Genomic DNA, 20,773 nt, shown 5'->3' on the forward strand with positions numbered 1-20,773 from the left:
GAATTATGGCAGACAACAGGCAAGAGGCAGAGCTGTCCTACGCGGACTACACGCCTGAACGAATCAAGGAGATGGCGGAGAAAACTCCGCCCTCAGGACCGAAACGAGGAATTGTTGCACTGACAGCAGTGGCGACACTCGGTTCACTATTGTTCGGCTACGACACCGGTGTGATCTCAGGTGCTCTGCCGTACATGTACATGCCCGCCGGAGCTGGCGGCCTGGAACTGACGCCGCTTGAAGAAGGAGCCATTGGCGGTGTCCTGACCATCGGAGCCGCATTTGGCGCTCTGATCGGTGGACGCCTGTCGGATAAATTCGGTCGCCGCCACAACATCATCATGCTGGCGATCCTGTTCATTATCGGCGCGCTGGGCAACACCTTCTCGCCCAACGTGTGGATCATGTACATTTTCCGCCTGATTTTGGGTCTGGCAGTTGGCGGCGCGTCCGCAACTGTCCCGGTGTTCTTGGCAGAGAGTGCCCCTAAACGTATTCGAGGCTCCATTGTTGCCGTCGATCAGCTCATGATCGTCACCGGCCAGCTCCTCGCATTCAGCATGAACGCGGCGATCAATTCGGCTCACGGTGGCCCTCAGCTCACCGTCAAGGCTGACCCGACGGGCGCGATTGCGCCAGGCACCTACGAATGGGACTCGTTGAACGAACTGGTCGCCCAGCAGGTCGGGAACGACCAGTCTGCTATCCACGAGTTCATGATGCAGATGACGATCAGCGCCGGCAACGGTTCGGCATGGCGCTGGATGATCGTCCTATGTACTCTGCCCGCAGTGTTCCTGTGGATTGGCATGCACCTGATGCCCGAATCCTCCCGTTGGCACATTATCCAGAAACAGGTCTACGAAGCGATCGGCACGCTCAAGCGCGTTCGTGACCCTGAAAAGGACGGCCCGATCGAGGACGAAATCAACGAAATGATCGAGGCCCGCAAACGCCAGGTCGCTGAGAAGAAACTCAGTCTGAGTGAGATCATGCGGATCCCGTGGCTGCGCAAGCTTCTGGCCGTGGGCATCTTCCTTGCAATCGTCAACCAGACAACCGGCGTGAACACCATCATGTACTACGCGCCGAAGGTTCTGTCCTACGCAGGGATGGGAACGTCCGCCGCGATTACCGCGCAGGTCGCTAATGGTGTCATGTCAGTGATCGGCTCGGCACTGGGCCTGCTGCTGATCGGTCGTTTCCGCAGGCGCCAGCTGCTGATTTTCGACGTCACAGGTGTGGGCATCTGCCTGCTGGCCATTGCCGCTTTCTTCCAGTTCACCATTGCACCGGCAATCACGGGTGGCGGCGAGCCTCCCTCGTGGGCACCGTACGCAGTGTTGGGCATGATGGGCGTCTTTATGCTGATCGTGCAGTCCACCAACGGAACTGTTGTGTGGACGATGCTGGGCGAAATGTTCCCGGCCAATGCGCGTGGCGTCATGAACGGATTCGCGGTCTTCTGCCTGTGGATCATGAACGCGATCATTACATGGACGTTCCCGAAGATGATGGACGCGCTCGGCGGGGGAGTCACCTACACCATCTACGGTGTGATGAACCTCGTGATCGCAGTCGTGCTGTTCAAGATCATGCCGGAGACCTCAAAGAAGTCTCTGGAAGAAATCGAAGAGCACATGCAGAAGATCTACTCCTGAGAACAGATCGCTTTGAAACCTGATTCAATCGTTGTTGAGGCAGCTGCGGCTGCCTCAACAACTGCGTTCGGGTCAGTGGGGGCGTCAGCAAACGACAGGTCGGATACGACGCTCATACCGCACACGCGCACACCCAACGCATGCAGAGTGATCGCCTCCATCACCGTCGACATGCCCACGCAGTCGGCACCCGTCGACATGAGCCAGCGGCCCTCGGCAAGCGTCTGATACTCGGGTCCGCGCATACATGCGTAGATACCTCGGCGCTGACAATGCTGAGCGAGGATATCGGTCAGTTCACGATTCCACACGCTGGTCACATCCACGAATATTGGCCCGTTAAACGGGGAATATCCTGAGAAATTCAGGTGATCATCAATGGCCATGACGTCGCCCAGCTGCCACTGGCGCACACATCCGTTCGCGTTGCACAACAGGGCAGTGTGAACACCGGTTGCGGCAGCCGCCCTCGAACATGCGGTGACACACGCGGGGGAGACGCCCTCGTACAAATGCGTACGACCCAGAGCAATAAGCACATTCAACGCGCCGACTCGCACCGAGTGGATCGTGTTGACGTGTCCATCAGCCACGGGAGCCTCAACCCCCGGAATGTCGGAAAGCGTGAACGAGCGGCACTGAGAATCCGGCGCGTCGATCACAGCATCCAGTGCATGTGCCAGACCCGAGCCGAGCACCACGAACAGGTCATGGTGGTCACGCCCCGACAGCTCCGCAATAGTGCGGGCCCCGTCCTGGGCCTGCTGATCCAGAAGAACGCTGCGGATCGACTCGTCAGACATGGTCAGTCCTCACTTTCCTGAGCGCCGTCAGCGTAAGTGCGGGCACCAGCCTCTTCCTGTTTGCGCACACGCGAACGACTGGTCAGCAAATAGCCGGCAAAACCGATCAGCATGGCCAGCAGGATCCCGATATTCGAGTACGCCCAGTCACCCTCGCGGCCACCGATCGGGCCGAGCAGGTAGCCCTGCCATGACAGCCAGCTGGCAGCGTTGTTGACCACCAGGCCCCAACCCACGAATGTTGCAGCAGCCAGGGAGGCGATCGCGCCCCAGTTCACGGACCCGTACACGCCGGAGGAGCGGAACAAATCAGGTTCGTTGTAGTCGGAGCGACGCAGCAGAATATCAGCGATCATGACGCCACCCCAGCCCGCGATGACCACACCGAGCGTGGTGAGGAAGCCGGTGAATGGGTCAATGAAGTTCGCGGAGAAGAACACGACGGCGATTGTGCCAACCAGCATGATGGTGCCGTCCAGAGCGGTGGCAACCGGACGCTTGATGGGCACACCCGTCGCCAGCAGCGACAGGCCCGACGAATAGATGTCCATGACGATGCCTCCGACCAGACCAAGGATCGCGACAAGAGCGAACGGAATGAGGAACCAGGTCGGCAAAATAGTGGTCAGCGCGCCGATCGGATCCAGGTCGATTGCCTGTCCCAGCGACTCATCGGACCCAACGAGCAACAGACCGAAGATCACGAGGACAACAGTGGGCAGAGTGGCACCGAAGGTGGTCCAGCCGACCACGCCGCCGGTGGAGGCACGACGAGGAAGGTAACGCGAGTAATCGGCGGCCGCGTTGATCCAGCCGAATCCGAAACCGGCGAGAAGCATGCACAGTGCGCCGAGCATTGCGGAGAACGGGCCGGACGGCAGAGCGGAGATCGCGCTGAGATCGATGGTGGGGATGGTCAATGCCAGGTAGATGACAGTCAGGATCGCCGTCAACCAGGTGATCCAGGTCTGCACCTTCATGATGGTGTCGAACCCGAGGATGCCGGCACCGCCTGCGATGGCGACAACGAGTACCAGTGAAATGATCTGCGCGGCAACATGATTGTGCATGCCGAGGGCGCCCATCACCGTTGCGGACGCCTGCGTGGCAATGATGCACAGGAACATTTCCCAGCCCACCGTCAGGATCCATGAAATCGCGGCGGAAATGCGGTTGCCGTTCACACCGAATGCTGCGCGCGACAAAACGAGCGTCGGGGCGGATCCTCGTTTACCTGCGATGGCGATGATGCCGCAGGTCAGGAATGAGAATGTGATGCCGACGATGGAGACGATAATGGCCTGTGTAAAGGAAATGCCGAACCCGAGCACCCATGCGCCCCATGAGATTCCCAGGACGGAGATGTTCGCAGCGAACCACGGCATGAACAGATCTGATGGTTTGCCTTTACGATCCGACTCAGGAATGACATCCAGGCCGGCCATCTCAACGGCCAGGCCCTGTTCCTTCTGTGTCTGTACTGCATGTGGTGCCCCAGCGTTGGGTGCGATTGGCTCAGTGGAACTCACGATTGCTTCCTTCAACGTGACCAATGGGATGCGAAAAAGTCAGGACCGGAACTTGCGTGTGAGGTATCGGCCTCAGGCGATCGGATTCGTCAGCGTTCCAATCCCGTCTATTTCGACACTGATCGTATCACCACGCTGTAGCTCCCCCACCCCTGCTGGCGTGCCTGTCAGTACAACATCTCCCGCCTTGAGGGTGATGGATTGGGAGATGAACGAGATCAAGTCGTACACCGGACGGATCATGAAAGAAGTTGAGACGTCCTGCACAACTGTGTCACGCAGAACGGTGCGCAGATGAGCGTCGCCGACTGAGAACTCATCATCTGCCTGAGGAATCAGGATCCACGGACCCAGAGGACACGAGGTGTCAAAGCCTTTCGCACGCGTCCACTGCCCGTCGCTGCGTTGCTTATCGCGCGCTGTCACATCGTTGGCGCAGGTGAACCCCAAAATATGTGCCGGCACATCCTGGGGTGCGACCTGTGAACATGTCGACCCGATAATGACAGCCAGCTCCCCCTCGTAATGCACATTTGATGACCACGAGGGGTACTTGATCGTCTCACCAGGCCCGATGATGGCGGTCGATGGCTTAAAGAACAGCAGTGGCTCCTGTGGTGCTTCCCCGCCCATCTCCTGAATGTGGTCAGCGTAGTTCTTCCCGACAGCAACCACCTTGGCCGTGGCTACCTCAGTGGGAGCGAGCAGGTGAACCGACGTCACATCGTAGTTCGTGGCCTGCAGCGGGGGAGTCAGCTCCCCCTCGAAAGGCGCGCCCGCCAGGCGAGTGATTGTTGTGCAATCACCATTCAGGATCCCCCAGGCGGGGGAGTGGAAATTCGGATCAATGTAGTGTGCAATGCGCATAGTGTACTGTAACGCACATCACGCCTGAATCTTCCTGGATGACGCGTCCTACTCCTGACGCGACTTGGTCCACACGTCGGTGGGAACGTCCGCAGGAAGGTGGGGATTATCCACTCCGACAAACACCGGGTCCTTGACGCCCGCCTTGCGTTGGTCCTCGTAGTCGCGCAGTGCTCCGAACGCCCATTGACCCAGAACGACGAGGGCGACCAGGTTCGTCACTGTCATGATCGCCATTGCAATATCCACGGCGTTCCACACCAATGGAAGCTGGGCAACTGCACCGATGACGACGGAGGCCACTGACACGGTGCGCACCATCCACGTGGCCCAGGGGCGCTTCGTCACGAACGCCATGTTGACATCGGAGTACACGTAGGCCGCGATGATGGAGGAGAACGCCAGGACAAAGATCATCAGTGCCATCGGCACGGTGGTCCACGCGCCGAGCTTGTCGGCAACGGCCAGAGCAGTCAGGTTCGAGGGGTTGACGCCTTCAGCGCTCCACACCGAAGGTCCTGCAATGAGGATGACGAATGCGGTTGCCGTACACACGATGATTGTGTCGACAAAGACACCCAGGGACTGGATCAGGCCCTGCTTGACAGGGTGGGACACGGTTGCGGTTGCGGCCGCGTTCGGCGCGGTGCCCTGACCGGCCTCGTTGGAGAACAGGCCGCGTTGAACACCGTTGATCACTGCAGCCATGATGCCGCCGGCCAGGCCGCCCACCACAGGTTGAGGTGCGAATGCGGAACGGAAAATCATCGACAGCACATTGCCGATCTCGCCTGCGTTCATGATGCAGATAATGAAGACCATCACCAGATATATCAGAGCCATGATCGGTGCCATCCACTCGGTCACCCGAGCCACGGAGCGGATGCCGCCGTAGATGACAGGTGCTGCAAATGCCAGCAGGAATGCTGCGATGACCCACTTGCTCATCGGAGTGGCGGCGGCCATTGTCTCCGCAATCGCGTTGGACTGAACGGATGTAATAACGAATGCGCAGGTGAGCAGCGTGATGATGGCGAAAATGTTCGCCAGGGGTTTGCTCTTCATACCCAGATGCATGTAGTAGGCCGGGCCACCGCGATACGTACCATCAGCGTCCCTCACCTTGAAGACCTGCGCGAGGGTCGCTTCCACGAATGCGGTGGACATGCCAACCGCTGCCACGATCCACATCCAAAAGATTGCGCCTGGTCCGCCCAGCAGGAGTGCTGCCGCTACGCCGAAGACGTTGCCGACGCCGACGCGGGCTGCCAGTGAAATGGTGAAAGCCTGGAATGATGAGATCCCGCCTTTGGAGTCCTGACGGGATGACCCCACGGTCTTGACCATGTGACCAAAGAGGCGAACCTGCACGGCGCGGGTGCGAACTGTCAGGTAGATACCGACACCAATAAGGATCCACATGGTGATGTGACCGGTGATCCAATCCGCAACGACCTTGATCATATCGGCAATTTCCACGTCGAGCTCCTCTCTCATCTCATCGCGTGATGGGCACTTTAGTTAACAAAGCGGTTCTCATCTTTCCACAGGACGCGGATATCATGTTTGCGTCATCCTCCATGTGAGACTGCGGCAAGTAATGACACAATGGCGTGTATGAGTGCCCCGCTGAACGAACTGCTCGACGACCTGGAAGATGCCGGACATCTGGACGACCCCGATGAACTGGTGCGCGCGTTCCAGTCGTGGGCGGCATCAACGGGCAGACCCCTGTACCCGCATCAGGAGCAGTCACTGCTGGAGATCGTGATGGGCAATCACGTCATCGCAGCCACGCCCACCGGTTCAGGTAAATCCATGATCGCCCTGGCCGCACATTTCGTTTCCCTGGCTCATTCGGGCCGCTCCTATTACACGGCACCGCTCAAAGCGCTGGTCTCAGAAAAGTTTTTCGACCTGGTCGAGCTGTTCGGTGCGCACAACGTCGGCATGGTCACGGGGGATGTCTCGCTCAACCCGCTTGCACCGATCGTGTGCTGCACCGCCGAAATTCTGGCGAACCAGTCCCTTCGCGAGGGCGATGCGCTCGATGCCGACATGATCATCATGGATGAGTTCCACTTCTACGCCGACCCGGAGCGCGGCTGGGCCTGGCAGGTGCCGCTGCTGGAACTGACCGCCCCACAGTTCATTGCCTTGTCGGCCACACTCGGTGACACCACCCGTTTTCAGGAACAGTGGAAAGAACGCACCGGTCGGGACGTCGCCCTCGTCGACAATGCGCAACGACCCGTGCCACTCGAGTTCGACTATGTGGTCGAGGACGTGCGCACCTGCGTGGAGCGCCTCCTGAAAGAGGGACGCTGGCCGGTCTACATTGTGCACTTTTCGCAAAATGACGCCGTCTCAACTGCTGCCGCGTTTGATCGGGCCTCCCTGATCAGCGACGATCAAAAGAAGCAGATCAGCCGCATCCTCAGGACTGTCTCCTTTGCACGCGGATTCGGGCAGCAGTTGCGCGGACTGCTCGCACAGGGGATCGGTGTCCACCACGCCGGCATGCTGCCGCGCTACCGCCGACTAGTCGAGCGCCTGACGCAACAGGGACTCCTGGCTATTGTGTGCGGCACTGACACGCTGGGTGTGGGGATCAACGTGCCGATCCGCACCGTGCTGATCACGTCGCTGGTGAAGTTCGACGGGCGGCGCATGCGCCACCTGTCGGCACGCGAATTTCATCAGATTGCCGGCAGAGCAGGGCGCGCGGGATTCGACACCGCTGGATTTGTCCGCGTTCTCGCTCCCGAACATGAGGTGGAGGCTGCGCGCGAAAAGGCTCGGCTCAGCGCCGCGCAGGAAGCGGCCCGTCAGGCGCGCGATGAGGCAGCTGCGAAGAAGGCCGCCAAGAAGTCGGCTAAACGCTCCACGAAAGCACCCGCGAAGGGTCAGATTTCATGGACGAGGTCAACGTTTGAACGTCTGCGTGATGCAGAACCCGAACGTCTCCAGTCACATTTTGCGATCAGTCACTCGATGGTGCTTAACGTGCTGGCAGGGCAGCGTCATGACCCCGCTGCGCACCTCATTGAACTGGCTCGCACGAACGACGACCCGCCGCGCGACTCCAATCCGCATATGCGCGCACTCGCAGACATTTACCGCTCCTTGCGGCAGGCCGGCGTCATCGACCATGTCTCCACTGAGCAGGCTGAATCTGATGGGATGGCGCGTGTGCGTCTGGTGCATGACCTGCCTGACGACTTCGCGCTCAACCAGCCGCTGTCGCCGTTCGCGCTGGCTGCGGTGGACCTGCTGGACGCGCAATCACCCACATACGCCCTGGATGTCGTCTCAGTTGTCGAATCAGTGCTGGAAGATCCTCGTCCGCTGCTGGCCGCTCAGCAGCGCATGGCGCGCTCGAAGGCGATGGACGCGATGAAGGCAGAGGGCCTCGAATATGACGAGCGGATGGAAGCGTTGGCCGAGGTGACGTGGCCGCAACCTCTGGCTGATCTGCTCGAAGAAGCGTTCCGCACCTACGTGCAGACGAATCCGTGGGTCGGGGACCAGCACATCTCACCCAAGTCTGTTGTGCGCGACATGATCGAACACGCGATGACATTCACGCAGCTTGTCTCCCGCTATGACGTGGCGCGTTCCGAAGGCGTGATCCTGCGGTATCTGACCGATGCATACCGTTCATTGCGGCAGGTGTTGCCCGACCGGGTTGTCACCGAGGAAGTGGCAGCGATCATGGAGTGGCTCTCGCACCTCATCCGCGCCATTGACTCTTCTCTGCTGGACGAATGGGAATCCCTGGCATCTGGGCAGCGTCGCGAGGAGGGTGAGGATGATGCGTCAGGACAGGAAGTCGCGTTTGGAGCCAGCGAGGACGGAACAGTTGCTTTCAGCGCCAACCGTCATGCCATGCGCACCGCCGTGCTGCGTGCACTGTTCGAACGCGTGGAGTTGATGAGTCGAGACGATGTGGACGCTCTGGCGCGTCTGGATAGCTGGTGCGGATGGGATGAGGAGCGCTGGGATCATGCGCTGGAACGATACTGGGCGGAGTACGACTGGATCGGGATTGATCAGAATGCGCGGTCAGGCGCCCTCGTCAATTTGAATGAAAATCCGAGCGAGGCTGAACTACTGGCAGTTGGCGTGCCTGACGAACTGGTGGGGTCGAACCTGTGGCTGGTTGAGCAGACGTTGGATGATCCCAACGGTGATGGCGACTGGCGCATCGTGGCCGTCGTGGACGTGGATGCGACCGACGAGGCGAACCGGGTTGTCCTGCATATTGTGGACGTAGGGCCGCGGTAGGTGAGCTGTTCCACGTCCGTAGGATTTGTCAGGAGAGCCCGCGTCGGGTAGTGTTTTCTTTCGTTGCAGGAATAGTTTCAGTACTGTGAGTGCAACCAACGCCATGGGGTATGGTGTAATTGGCAGCACGAGTGATTCTGGTTCACTTAGTCTAGGTTCGAGTCCTGGTACCCCAGCGGATTCGGCCATTTTCTTGCCGTCCATTCACAGGCCCCCATCGTCTAGCGGCCTAGGACATCGCCCTCTCACGGCGGTAACATCGGTTCAAATCCGATTGGGGGTACAAGTGCGTCATAACTGAACAGAGCCCCTATCGTCTAGCGGCCTAGGACATCGCCCTCTCACGGCGGTAACATCGGTTCAAATCCGATTAGGGGTACGAAACGTTGGAGGACGGACCTGACAGCGGGTCCGTCCTTCCTCTGTTTCAGGGTCGCCGGGTGGCAATCCGCTTGTCGGCGGCTTGTCGGTGAAACACCCCCTTTGGAGGACTCATGGCCCGTAGTGGATTCGATCGCGAAAAATACATCACTTTACAGTCCGACCACATCGCCACTCGCAGGAAAGAAATAGGCGGCAAGCTTTACCTGGAAATGGGTGGCAAGCTTTTTGACGATCTGCACGCTTCGCGTGTCCTGCCCGGATTCACACCGGATAACAAGATCGCCATGTTGGAACAGCTCAAGGACGACCTGGAAATCCTCATCGTCTTGAACGCCAAAGACCTCCAGCGCAACAAGGTGCGCGCCGACCTGGGCATTTCCTACGAACAGGACGTATTGCGGTTGGTCGACGTGTTCCGCGAACGTGGGTTCCTGGTTGACAACATCGTGATGACGCAGATGGAAGATGACAACAAGTCGGCCAAGACGTTTAAACGCAAGCTGGAGAAACTGGGCCTGAAGGTGGCGCGTCACCGCGTTATCGAGGGATATCCAGCTGCTGTGCACACGGTGGTATCGGACAAGGGATTCGGGCGTAATGACTTTGTCGAAACCAGCCGCGACCTGATCGTCGTAACGGCCCCGGGGCCGGGATCGGGCAAGATGGCCACGTGCCTGTCGCAGATCTACCACGAATTTGCTCGAGGGAACAAGGCCGGATACGCAAAGTTTGAAACCTTCCCGATCTGGAACCTGCCACTGGACCATCCGGTGAACCTGGCCTATGAAGCGGCAACGGCTGACCTGGATGACGTCAACATGATTGACCCCTATCACCTGGCTGCATACGGCAAACAGGCCGTTAACTACAACCGTGACGTGGAAGTCTTCCCGTTGTTGCGTCAACTGCTCGAAGAGCTCGTCGGCGAGAGTCCCTATGAATCGCCCACAGACATGGGTGTCAACATGGCTGGCTACTGCATCAGCGATGACGAGGTATGCCGCGAAGCTGCCAAACAGGAAGTGATCCGCCGTTACTTCAAGGCTCTGGTCGCTGAAAAGCGTGATGTCAAGGATCCAGTTGAATCTCAACGCATTGCCATTGTGATGAGCAAACTGGGCATCACGCGCCAGGACCGCCCGGTGGTGGTTCCCGCACTGGAGCTGGCCAGAAAGACGCATCTGCCGGCCAGTGCGCTGCAGCTCGATGACGGACGAATCATCACAGGTAAGACGTCGAAACTGCTGGGATGTTCGGCCGCGATGCTGCTGAACGCGTTGAAGGTGCTGGCGGGGATTGATAAGAAGATCGACCTGCTGGCGCCCTCCTCAATCGCGCCTATTCAGACTCTGAAGACTGAGCATCTGGGCAGTCGCAACCCGCGCCTGCACACAGATGAAGTGCTGATTGCGCTGTCCGTGTCGGCTGATACTGATCCGAACGCTGCGAAGGCGTTGGAGTATCTCAAACAGTTGCGCGGATGCCAGGTTCACACCACCACGATTCTGGGATCCGTGGATGAAGGAATTTTCCGCAATCTCGACATTCAGGTCACCTCTGAGCCGGAGTACTGGCGCAAGAGTTTGTACCGCAAGTAAGAGGCTGTACATGGCGGCGGTTGCGTCAGCGCCGTCGCCGCCTCACCGCTGCAGTCATCCGCCTCGCCGCACGAGGCCAGCTAATCTGCTGAGCGGTCACCCCGATCGCCTTCCACGCTGCGGCGGGATCCGAAGACACCCGCTTCTAGTCTTCAATGAATCGGGTGAGCGCCGGGCGGCCGTCGGGGTCCAGGAAAGAGTTGAGGAGGTCTTGGACCGGGATGTCCCAGATATAGGAGAAAAGCACTGTGTCTGAATAGTCGTTGACCAGATCGTCATCCATACGCATCGGCAGGACCTGGCCAGCTGGCGTCTTAAGAGTGTACGTGTACTTTTCTACCTCCACCAGTTCATATCCGGGCCGCTGCTCATAGGTGTAACACGGAAAGTACAAGGACGCGTAGCCGCGCTGCGCCCAGCGGAATGATTCGCCCGCCTGGTAGATGAACCAGCGCGTCACCAGGTCAAGATCCGGGGAATAAAAAGTGAAGAAAATCTTCTCGTTTCGCGTACTTTCTCCGTATGCGAACTGCCCGTCCTCAAGCTGAGCCAAGTGGTAGATCGGATCCCCGTTGTTGAAACTGAGGCTGACTGAATTCGGATGAAACACATTACGCATGAAAAGAGCGTCCGAACTCTCCGCCAGCGGCCTCAGCTCTTCGAAGAACGGCTCATCAAGACTCTTCAACGACACAGCCTTTACAACCTTCCTCACACCCGCTATTCCTCGACAACGAATGCTTCGAGGGCTGGACGACCATCAGGATCCAGAAACGAGTCAAGAAGATCCCGGACCGGAATATCACAGATATAAGAAAACAGCACAGTCTCTGAATAGTCATTGACGAGATCGTCATGCATACGAAAAGGCAAAACCCGACCAGCCGGCGTTCTCAGCGTGTACCAGCGGGCTTCCAGCTCCACCAGTTCGTATCCGGGGCGCTGCTCATAGGTGTAACACGGAAAGTACAAGGACGCGTAGCCGCGCTGCGCCCAGCGGAAAGATACGCCCGCCTGGTAGATGAACCAGCGCGTCACCAGGTCAAGATCCGGGGAAAAGAACGAAAAGAAAATCCTCTCATTCCGCGAGCTGCCTCCATACGCGAACTGCCCATCCTCAAGCTGAGCCAAGTGGTAAATCGGATCCCCATTACTGTAACTGAGACTGACAGAGTTCGGATGAAACACATTACGCACAAAAAGAGCATTACGACATTCCGCCAGCAGCCTCAGCTCCTCGAAAAACGGCTCATCAAGACTCATCAACGACACAGTCTTTACAACCTTCCTCACACACGTTATTCCTCGACGATAAAGGCTTCCAAAGCCGGGCGACCATCAGGATCTAGGAAAGAGTCAAGAAGATCCCGAACCGGAATATCACAGATATAAGAAAACAGCACAGTCTCTGAATAGTCGTTGACGAGATCGTCATGCATATGGAAAGGCAGGACCTGGCCAGCTGGCGTCTTAAGAGTGTACGTGTACTTTTCTACCTCAACCAGTTCGTATCCGGGCCGCTGTTCATAGGTGTAACACGGAAAGTACAAGGACGCGTAGCCGCGCTGCGCCCAGCGGAATGATTCGCCCGCCTGGTAGATGAACCAGCGTGTCACTAGGTCAAGATCCGGGGAAAAGAACGTAAATTGGATATCCTCGTTTCGCGTACTTTCTCCGTATGCGAACTGCTCATCCTCAAGCTGAGCCAAGTGGTAGATCGGATCCCCAGCATGACTGATACTGATCGAACGAGGATGGAACACATTGCGCATGAAAAGAGCGTCCGAACTTTCCGCCAGCGGCCTCAGCTTTTCGAAAAAAGGTTCATCAAGGCTTTGAAACGGCATCGCTTCGTGCTTTCTTTACGGGCAATTTCATTCGCAACGATTGCTTCCAGGTTGGAGGCACCCTCTGGCTCCAAGAAGAAGTCGAGAAGATCGCGAACCGGGATATCGCATATGTAGGAAAACTCCACTGTGGGTGAATATCTGTTGACGAGGTCGTCATGCATCCGGATAGGCAGAACGTGGCCGGTTGGAGTCTTGAGCGTGTAGGTGTTTCGAGCTACTTCCACCAGAGAGTACCCGGGCCGTTGCTGATCCGTGTACCAGGGAAGATCAGCCAGCGAATAGTGCTTTTCCGAGCGGTACGCCGTTCCTGCCTGGTAGATGAACCAGCGTGTAATGAGGCCGAGGTCCGGCGAGAAAAGCCTGAACGAAATGGGTTCGTTTCGCGAGCTGAGCCCGTATGCGAATTTTCCTTCATTGAGCTGGACAAGGTGATAGAGCGGATCCCCGCAATGGCTGATACTGATTGAGGATGGGTGAAGCGCATTACGCATGAAATGAGCGTTACTGCAGTGCGCCAGTTGCTGCAGCTCTTCGAAAAAAGGTTCATTAAGGCTGTTGAACGACATCACGACAAGACCCCTTTGATGAGTGCTTCCAAGACTGTCAGCAGTTCGCCGTCTGCGTCAAGGATCTGTAACTGTGTCGCGCCGCCAGAATAGCCAAACCATGGCGGCGCTGTGCTGACTTCAATCGAGTAGCCTTCCGGCAGACTGGAGAGCTTGTATGAGTAGTGCGGCTCTTTGAGTGCGCTGTGCGGCAGCGAACGGCTCTCGAATGAGACGGGCACACCGTCAGGTGCTACAGCCAACCATGTGCCTCGTGGTTTGCCGATCCGATCCACATGGCAACCGTATTCAGCTATGAATGCGTCAAGAGACATTCGGATTTTTCCGCCTGGCACATGGCTCATTTTGTCTTCCTTCACCGGATACCAATTTCCTCCTCCGCTCACTTTCGGTGTACGGAGTACGCTCGGATCCCTTTTCCAATCTCCAGGATCCGTGCCCCGGAAGAAGCGAATACTAAGGGCTTAAACCCTGATTGTACTGCTCAAACTGTTCTTCGGATCAATTTGATCAATGTCTGAGCACCTCACAAGCAGATCCACATGTGCGGGCCTGTGCCTTCAAGGCATCGTCTGCACGCACAAACACCGAAGCGCTCAACGACAGGAATGATGGTTAGAGCGAACATCCTGGTACAGATCAGTGACGACTCGTGCTCCACGCTCCCACGTCAGCTGCGTCGGCTGAGATGCAGCTGCATGCTGCAGGCCAGCCAACTTGTGTGGCTGGACTGCCAGGTCGAACAGTGCGCGTGCGATATCACCATCGCTCCCGGCCATCACGCCGTCCACACCGTCGGTACAGAAGTCAGCGATTCCGTTGCCGCTGCGGTAAATAACAGGCAGGCCGCTGGCGTGAGCTTCCAATGCAGCAATGCCGAATGCCTCGTGAACAACAGGGGAGACGAACACGTCAGCCTCGCGGTACGCATCGGCCAGTTCATCTGGCGACTTGCGTCCGCACCAGTGAATGTAATCGGCATCCGCCGTGCGCTTTTCCAACGGGGTACGCAATGGCCCCTCGCCAAAGACTCGCAGTTCAATGTCAGCGCCGTGCTCGTGAGCTGCCACCACGCATTCGACCAGCTGCGTGATGCGTTTGCGTGGCGCCAGTCGCGTAGCAGTCACCGCTCGCAGCGGTCTCGACGGTCGTGAGGACGGTAGCGGCACCGGCATCGCCGCCCGCCCTCGTGCCCGTTCTGCCTGGAGCAGCCCGGCATGCGCTGCATGGGACACTCGGGTGGTCTCCCAGGGTTCAGCGGTGATGAAATTGGGCAAAATTCGCACCGATACAGGCCCGCGCGCGCAGCGTTCAACGGCCCGAGCTGCGCTGCTCGACACGGCGCTCAGAACAATGCCGGCACGCTGCCAGTCATCCAGCGGATTCGCCCACCCGTACCACAGGCGCTGATCGTCAAGCATGCAGTGCCACGTCACCACGCAGGCGATCTCATGGCGCGCGCAGATATTCGTTGCCATCCGCGCGAAAGGCGAAACCACGCCGGTGTGGATGTGTACCACGTCGAAAGTAGGAAGAGCGCGCGTGAGAGTCACCCTCGCCAATGGGTTAATGGGAATGTCCCACGGAAGACGCATCGTGAGGCGGCGAACGCGTACCCCGTCCTCAACTGACGTGTGATCGCCGCGTTCAGATCCAAGTGGTGTGGCAGTGATGACGGTGACGTCGTGCCCGGCAGCAGTGAGCGCTCGAGCCAGCCCCGCCACCTGCGTTTCGATCCCGCCCAGTCGCGGTGGGTAGCAGTCAGAGACGAGGGCGACTTTCACAGCGCCCTACAGTTCCATTTCCTCAACTGAACGCAGGTACTCGGACAGGCGGTTGGCAGCAGCAACCACTGACGGACCGTGCTGACGACCAGGCTGGCGTCCCATGCGTTCAATCGGGCCGGACACGGAGATCGCGGCGAGGACGCGCCCAGATGGTCCACGCACCGGAGCGGACACCGACGCGACGCCGGCTTCGCGCTCACCTACAGATTGTGCCCACCCGCGGCGACGCACCTGTGCCAGCATCGTCGCGCTGAAGGAAGCGTTGTACAGGCCGCGGTGCATGCGGTCCGGCTCTTCCCAGGCCAACAGAACGTGGGCGGCGGATCCGGCTTTCATGGACAGTGTTGCGCCGACAGGAATGGAATCGCGCAGACCCATCGGCGGTTCGCTCGCTGCCACACACACGCGTGATTCGCCCTGGCGGCGATACAGCTGCGTGGATTCTTTGGTGTGATCGCGCAGTGCAATCAAAACGGGCATAGCGGCTGACAGCAGACGATCCTCGCCCGCTTGGGAGGCCAGTTCTTTCAGGCGCGGCCCCAGGACGAATCGACCCTGCATGTCGCGGGCCACAATACGGTGAAATTCGAGAGCTACAGCCAGGCGGTGGGCAGTGGGCCGCGCCAGGCCAGTGGCGGCGACGAGATGGGCAAGAGTGGCAGGGCCTGCCTCGAGTGTGTCAAGAACCAGCGTCGCCTTGTCGAGAACCCCGACGCCTGATGAAGATGCGTCGTCCATATAGTGATCCTCTCATCTCAAGTCCTGAGATTCAAAATCTGCAGACACGTGTTGTGTCTAACCATAGACACTGTCGACGTATTTATGCACCCAGTTCGACGGCGGTGCTGAAAATTCGCTGAATCAGAGGGAACTGACGGTGATGACACACGTGAAGGAGGAATCATGAGCGGCACATTGGCTGAAAAAGTGTGGGCAGACCATGTTGTGACGAAAGGCGAGAACGGTGCCCCGGACCTTCTTTACATCGACCTGCAGCTGTGCCACGAAGTCACCAGCCCTCAGGCATTCGAAGGGCTGCGCCTGGCCGGGCGCAAGGTTCGCCACCCGGACCTGACCATCGCGACAGAGGACCACAACACTCCGACAGTCAACATTGACCTGCCGATCGCAGACCTTACCTCGCGCACTCAGATCAACACGCTGCGAGCCAACGCCGAAGAATTCGGCATTCGCCTGCATTCACTGGGAGATTCGGATCAGGGAATCGTGCACGTGGTCGGCCCGCAGCTGGGTCTGACTCAACCGGGTATGACAATCGTGTGCGGCGATTCGCACACGTCCACACACGGTGCATTCGGCGCCCTCGCATTTGGCATCGGAACCTCTGAAGTCGAGCATGTCCTGGCTACCCAGACACTACCGCTGGCCCCTTTCAAGACAATGGCGATCACGATCAACGGCACGCTGTCACCGAGTGTGACAGCCAAGGACATCATCCTCGCGATCATCGCGAAGATCGGCACAGGTGGCGGGCAGGGATACGTCCTCGAATACCGAGGCGAAGCCATTCGCGCACTGTCAATGGAAGGCCGCATGACCATATGCAACATGTCCATTGAGGCCGGTGCGCGCGCCGGAATGATTGCTCCCGACCAGACCACATTCGACTATCTGAAGGGTCGCCCCCACGCGCCCGAGGGTGAGCAATGGGACGAGGCTGTGGAATATTGGTCCACACTGTATTCAGATGACGACGCCGTATTTGACGCCGAAGTGGTGCTGGAAGCTGAAGAGATCGAACCATTCGTCACATGGGGAACGAACCCCGGTCAGGGCGTCCCGCTGTCAGCAAGCGTGCCCGATCCGGAGAACATGGGTGACGCAGCCAGGCGGCATGCAGCTGAACGAGCCCTCGAATACATGGATCTGCGTGCAGGAACACCAATGCGGCAGATCCCCATCGACACTGTTTTCCTGGGATCATGCACCAACGGACGTATTGAAGACCTACGGGCTGCGGCGAAGATTATCAACGGGCGCCACAAAGCTGACGGCCTGCGAATGCTCGTCGTCCCAGGATCAGCGCGCGTGCGACTGCAGGCTGAAGATGAAGGCCTGGACAAGATCTTCAAGGACTTTGGAGCCGAGTGGCGAAACGCCGGATGCTCGATGTGCCTGGGGATGAATCCCGATCAACTGTCGGTTGGTGAACGCTCCGCCTCCACATCGAACCGCAATTTTGAAGGACGCCAGGGCAAAGGTGGACGCACCCACCTCGTCTCGCCACTGGTGGCAGCGGCGACTGCCGTGCGCGGAACACTGTCCAGCCCGGACGATCTGGAACCGCAGGCCTGACCGGAACGACGCGCGCACCGCCCTTACGCGCAGCGCACGAGCCCCGGGCAGATGGCAGCCTACGTACCGGACCAGCAATCGTAGAAAAACACTTGTGGAAGAAGAGTGAGATGGAAAAATTCACCACCGTCAGTGGCGTGGGCGTGCCGCTCGAACGGTCGAATGTTGACACCGACCAGATTATTCCGGCCGTCCACCTCAAGCGCGTTGCCCGCACGGGCTTTGAGGACGCATTGTTCTCAGCGTGGCGCTCAGACCCGAACTTTGTGTTGAACAACCCGGCCTACGAACACGGGACGATCCTGGTGGCAGGCCCTGATTTTGGCACTGGCTCTTCGCGTGAGCACGCGGTGTGGGCGCTCAAAGATTACGGGTTCCGAGTCGTTCTGGCCCCCTCGTTCGCGGACATCTTCAGAGGAAACGCGGGCAAACAGGGATTGCTGGCCGGGCAGATCAGCGAAGGCGACTGCCAGCAACTGTGGAAGCTTCTCCGCAACGAACCAGGCGTCATGATGACCGTGTCACTGGGGAACCGCACCGTGACATGCGGCTCGTTCACCTGCACGTTCGACATCGACGATTATACGGCGTGGCGTCTGCGCGAAGGCCTGGACGACATTTCATTGACGTTGCGCAACGAAGATGCCATCAAAGCGTACGAGGCGCGCCGCCCCTCTTTCAAGCCGCGCACCCTGCCGGTGCGGACCCTGCCGAAGGAAACAGTCGTGTCGGCTCGCCCCAGCGACGAGCAGGAGCAGTGAGAGATTCCTAGCAGTGCGCTCCCTGAGACTCCGTTGCGCACTCGACTGTCATAGAGTGAGACAATACGGATTCTTCCACGAGGAGCTTCAGATGACGTCGATACTTGAAGTTGAAGGGGGACACCCGCTCACGGGCAGCATTACCGTGCGAGGGGCAAAGAACTTTGTTCCTAAGGCCATGGTTGCAGCCCTCCTTGCGACCACACCCTCTGAGCTGTACAACGTTCCGCTGATCCGTGACGTGGATGTGGTGTCGAATCTTATGCGCCTGCATGGCGCGCACGTCGACTTCGACCAGGACCGCGGCATCATGAGAATTGACCCCTCGAACGTTGAAGTGGCTCAACGCTCTGACATCGATGCTCTGGGCGGATCCTCACGCATCCCGATCCTGTTTTGCGGCCCGCTGCTGCACCGCATGGGTGAAGCGTTCATCCCACAGCTGGGAGGATGCAACATTGGGGGACGCCCCATCGATTTTCACCTGCAGATCCTGCGCCAGTTCGGTGCGATTGTCGACAAACGATCCGACGGCATCCATATGTCACGGCCAGCCGAAGGGCTGCGCGGAACAGTCGTGGACCTGCCGTTCCCATCAGTGGGAGCCACCGAGCAGACACTGCTGACCGCGGTTCGTGCTGAAGGCGTCACGATCCTGCGCGGCGCGGCCGTTGAACCGGAAATCATGGATCTGATCAACGTGCTGCAGAAAATGGGCGCGATCATCTCACCGGATACCGACCGTTCCATCCGTATTGAAGGTGTCAAGGAACTGGTTGGATATCGGCACACCTCGCTGCCCGACCGCATTGAAGCAGCATCGTGGGGCGCGGCAGCACTGGCAACCGGCGGCGATGTGTACGTCCAGGGTGCGCGCCAACCCGACATGCTCACATTCCTCAACACCTTCAGGAAGGTCGGCGGCGCCTTCGACATCGAGAAGGAGGGTATCCGCTTCTATCATCCTGGTGGTTCTCTGCATTCGATCGCGCTGGAAACGGCTGTCCATCCCGGGTTCATGACGGACTGGCAACAGCCACTGGTTGTCGCCCTGACGCAGGCCGACGGGCTGTCCATCGTCCATGAGACGGTGTACGAAAACCGCTTCGGGTTCACTCAGGCGCTGCGCCAGATGAAGGCGAATATTCAGGTGTATCGAGAGTGCCTGGGTGGGACTCCCTGCCGTTTTGGTCAGCGTAACTTCTACCATTCCGCAGTGATTTCGGGACCGACGCCGCTGCAGGCAGCTGACATCACCGTGCCTGACCTGCGTGGCGGTTTCTCCCACCTCATCGCAGCATTGGCTGCGACGGGAACGTCCCACGTGGCCGGCATCGACGTGATCTCGCGCGGATATGAGCATTTCCTGACCAAACTGCGCCAGCTGGACGCCCGCGTCCAGTACGTTGACGACTGAAGCGACTCCTCGGCAGTGCCCAAGAACCAAGCGGCACCGACAGCTCGGATTGAAGACGCCTTATTGACCGACCCCTGTGATTAAGCTGGTGAACTGTGAGCAGAATTCAAGGCCTGTACAAGAATGCGGTGGCGGCGGTTTCACCGATCATGCACACGTGGATCAACTTTGATGTCACGGGGGAAGAAAACCTGCCCGAATCAGGCGGCTTCCTGGTGACCCCGAACCATATTTCGAACACCGACCCGGTGTGCGTGGCGTTTGTCCTGGGTGAGCTGGGAATTCCGACCCGCTTCATGGCCAAGAACGAGCTGTTCAAGGTGCCGGTGCTGGGCGCTGTGATGAAGAAACTTGGCATGGTGCCGGTGCTGCGTAATTCCTCGCATTCTGTGGACTCGCTGGCAGGGGCCCGTAAGGCGCTCGACGCGGGTCAGTGCGTTGGCATCTATATTGAAGGCACTCTTACACGTGACCCGCAGTACTGGCCGATGCGTGGCAAGACGGGTGCTGCGCGTCTTGCCCTGGATACTCGCTGCCCGGTCATCCCGATTGCACAGTGGGGTCCCCAGGCGATCCTGGAGCGTTACTCGAAGGCGCTGGACATTCGTCCCGGGCGCAAAGTGCGCATGACAATCATGGAACCGGTCGACCTTTCCGACCTGTATTCCGATCAGGGATCGCAGGACCGCGAAGCGGTGGTGGAAGCGACTGAGCGCATCCAGAAGGCCATCACTCGTGGCGTAGAGGAATTGCGCGGAGAGAAGGCTCCTGAACAGCCGTGGGATCCTGACAAGATGCAGGGGCCAGCCAAGAAGACGCTGGGACGGTTCGGGCACTGGCGCAGGGGCGTCCAGGGACGCTGATTTCATTGCAATGCGGCGCCTGTGCCCCGTGTACTCATATCGACGAGGATGACTCTTCCGCCCGCTGCCCGCTGACCACCTGAG

At 58.8% G+C, this 20,773-nt stretch carries 18 protein-coding genes and 3 tRNA genes; 10 read left to right on the forward strand and 11 right to left on the reverse strand.

Annotation, left to right across the window (positions count from 1 at the left end):
• Positions 1-71 precede the first annotated feature (71 nt).
• Positions 72-1,661, forward strand: a complete 1,590-nt coding sequence (locus BN3002_RS01630; RefSeq protein WP_257525467.1) for an MFS transporter — start codon at positions 72-74, stop codon at positions 1,659-1,661.
• Here the strand turns inward: BN3002_RS01630 and BN3002_RS01635 are convergent.
• The 4 genes from BN3002_RS01635 to BN3002_RS01650 all read right to left on the reverse strand — a co-directional run bounded on the left by BN3002_RS01635 (position 1,652) and on the right by BN3002_RS01650 (position 6,324).
• The gene (locus BN3002_RS01635) at positions 1,652-2,464 is read right to left on the reverse strand and encodes a purine-nucleoside phosphorylase (protein ID WP_058236317.1); all 813 of its coding nucleotides are present in this window, start codon (positions 2,462-2,464) and stop codon (positions 1,652-1,654) included. The genes BN3002_RS01630 and BN3002_RS01635 overlap by 10 nt on opposite strands.
• 2 nt (positions 2,465-2,466) lie before the next feature.
• A complete protein-coding gene (locus BN3002_RS01640; RefSeq protein WP_058236838.1) occupies positions 2,467-3,909 on the reverse strand; it encodes a purine-cytosine permease family protein in 1,443 nt (480 codons plus the stop codon).
• 156 nt (positions 3,910-4,065) lie between these two features.
• Positions 4,066-4,860: a fumarylacetoacetate hydrolase family protein gene (locus tag BN3002_RS01645; RefSeq protein WP_058236318.1), complete on the reverse strand. Its 795-nt coding sequence runs from the start codon at positions 4,858-4,860 to the stop codon at positions 4,066-4,068.
• A gap of 48 nt (positions 4,861-4,908) precedes the next feature.
• Positions 4,909-6,324 carry an alanine/glycine:cation symporter family protein gene (locus tag BN3002_RS01650; RefSeq protein WP_371935767.1) on the reverse strand — a complete coding sequence of 472 codons (1,416 nt, stop codon included), beginning with the start codon at positions 6,322-6,324 and terminating at the stop codon, positions 4,909-4,911.
• A gap of 153 nt (positions 6,325-6,477) precedes the next feature.
• Here BN3002_RS01650 and BN3002_RS01655 point away from each other — a divergent pair, with 153 nt between their 5' ends.
• From BN3002_RS01655 to BN3002_RS01675, 5 genes are all read left to right on the forward strand, one after another.
• Positions 6,478-9,147, forward strand: coding sequence for a DEAD/DEAH box helicase (locus BN3002_RS01655; protein ID WP_058236320.1), 2,670 nt, complete (start codon positions 6,478-6,480; stop codon positions 9,145-9,147).
• A gap of 104 nt (positions 9,148-9,251) precedes the next feature.
• Positions 9,252-9,323, forward strand: a tRNA-Gln gene (locus tag BN3002_RS01660).
• A 34-nt stretch (positions 9,324-9,357) separates the two neighbouring features.
• Positions 9,358-9,430: transfer RNA gene (locus tag BN3002_RS01665), tRNA-Glu, on the forward strand.
• A 23-nt stretch (positions 9,431-9,453) separates the two neighbouring features.
• Positions 9,454-9,526, forward strand: a tRNA-Glu gene (locus BN3002_RS01670).
• Between the two features lie 115 nt (positions 9,527-9,641).
• On the forward strand, positions 9,642-11,129 hold the full coding sequence (locus BN3002_RS01675; protein WP_058236321.1) for a DUF1846 domain-containing protein: 1,488 nt from the start codon (positions 9,642-9,644) through the stop codon (positions 11,127-11,129).
• 145 nt (positions 11,130-11,274) lie between these two features.
• Here BN3002_RS01675 and BN3002_RS01680 read toward each other — a convergent pair whose 3' ends face one another.
• The 7 genes from BN3002_RS01680 to BN3002_RS01710 all read right to left on the reverse strand — a co-directional run bounded on the left by BN3002_RS01680 (position 11,275) and on the right by BN3002_RS01710 (position 16,070).
• Positions 11,275-11,844, reverse strand: coding sequence for an Imm61 family immunity protein (locus BN3002_RS01680; protein ID WP_154955689.1), 570 nt, complete (start codon positions 11,842-11,844; stop codon positions 11,275-11,277).
• A gap of 5 nt (positions 11,845-11,849) precedes the next feature.
• Positions 11,850-12,422, reverse strand: coding sequence for an Imm61 family immunity protein (locus BN3002_RS01685; protein ID WP_154955690.1), 573 nt, complete (start codon positions 12,420-12,422; stop codon positions 11,850-11,852).
• A gap of 5 nt (positions 12,423-12,427) precedes the next feature.
• Positions 12,428-12,901 (reverse strand): Imm61 family immunity protein, encoded by a 474-nt coding sequence (locus BN3002_RS01690; RefSeq protein ID WP_157843496.1) that lies wholly within the window; start codon positions 12,899-12,901, stop codon positions 12,428-12,430.
• 32 nt (positions 12,902-12,933) lie between these two features.
• On the reverse strand, positions 12,934-13,470 hold the full coding sequence (locus tag BN3002_RS01695; protein WP_157843497.1) for an Imm61 family immunity protein: 537 nt from the start codon (positions 13,468-13,470) through the stop codon (positions 12,934-12,936).
• Between the two features lie 74 nt (positions 13,471-13,544).
• Positions 13,545-13,889: a glycohydrolase toxin TNT-related protein gene (locus BN3002_RS01700; protein WP_058236326.1), complete on the reverse strand. Its 345-nt coding sequence runs from the start codon at positions 13,887-13,889 to the stop codon at positions 13,545-13,547.
• Positions 13,890-14,141: 252 nt separating this feature from the next.
• Positions 14,142-15,329 (reverse strand): glycosyltransferase family 4 protein, encoded by a 1,188-nt coding sequence (locus tag BN3002_RS01705; RefSeq protein ID WP_058236327.1) that lies wholly within the window; start codon positions 15,327-15,329, stop codon positions 14,142-14,144.
• A gap of 6 nt (positions 15,330-15,335) precedes the next feature.
• The gene (locus tag BN3002_RS01710) at positions 15,336-16,070 is read right to left on the reverse strand and encodes an IclR family transcriptional regulator (protein ID WP_058236328.1); all 735 of its coding nucleotides are present in this window, start codon (positions 16,068-16,070) and stop codon (positions 15,336-15,338) included.
• A gap of 165 nt (positions 16,071-16,235) precedes the next feature.
• Between BN3002_RS01710 and leuC the strand changes: the two genes are divergently transcribed.
• The 4 genes from leuC to BN3002_RS01730 all read left to right on the forward strand — a co-directional run bounded on the left by leuC (position 16,236) and on the right by BN3002_RS01730 (position 20,689).
• The gene (gene leuC / locus BN3002_RS01715) at positions 16,236-17,648 is read left to right on the forward strand and encodes a 3-isopropylmalate dehydratase large subunit (protein ID WP_058236329.1); all 1,413 of its coding nucleotides are present in this window, start codon (positions 16,236-16,238) and stop codon (positions 17,646-17,648) included.
• A gap of 110 nt (positions 17,649-17,758) precedes the next feature.
• Positions 17,759-18,409 carry a 3-isopropylmalate dehydratase small subunit gene (gene leuD, locus BN3002_RS01720; protein WP_058236330.1) on the forward strand — a complete coding sequence of 217 codons (651 nt, stop codon included), beginning with the start codon at positions 17,759-17,761 and terminating at the stop codon, positions 18,407-18,409.
• 91 nt (positions 18,410-18,500) lie between these two features.
• Positions 18,501-19,826 carry a UDP-N-acetylglucosamine 1-carboxyvinyltransferase gene (gene murA, locus BN3002_RS01725; RefSeq protein WP_058236331.1) on the forward strand — a complete coding sequence of 442 codons (1,326 nt, stop codon included), beginning with the start codon at positions 18,501-18,503 and terminating at the stop codon, positions 19,824-19,826.
• A 95-nt stretch (positions 19,827-19,921) separates the two neighbouring features.
• Positions 19,922-20,689 (forward strand): lysophospholipid acyltransferase family protein, encoded by a 768-nt coding sequence (locus BN3002_RS01730; protein WP_141757377.1) that lies wholly within the window; start codon positions 19,922-19,924, stop codon positions 20,687-20,689.
• Positions 20,690-20,773 lie beyond the last annotated feature (84 nt).

It is taken from the genome of Actinomyces ihuae, assembly GCF_001457875.1.
In the GTDB taxonomy this organism is placed as follows: domain Bacteria; phylum Actinomycetota; class Actinomycetes; order Actinomycetales; family Actinomycetaceae; genus Pauljensenia; species Pauljensenia radingae_A.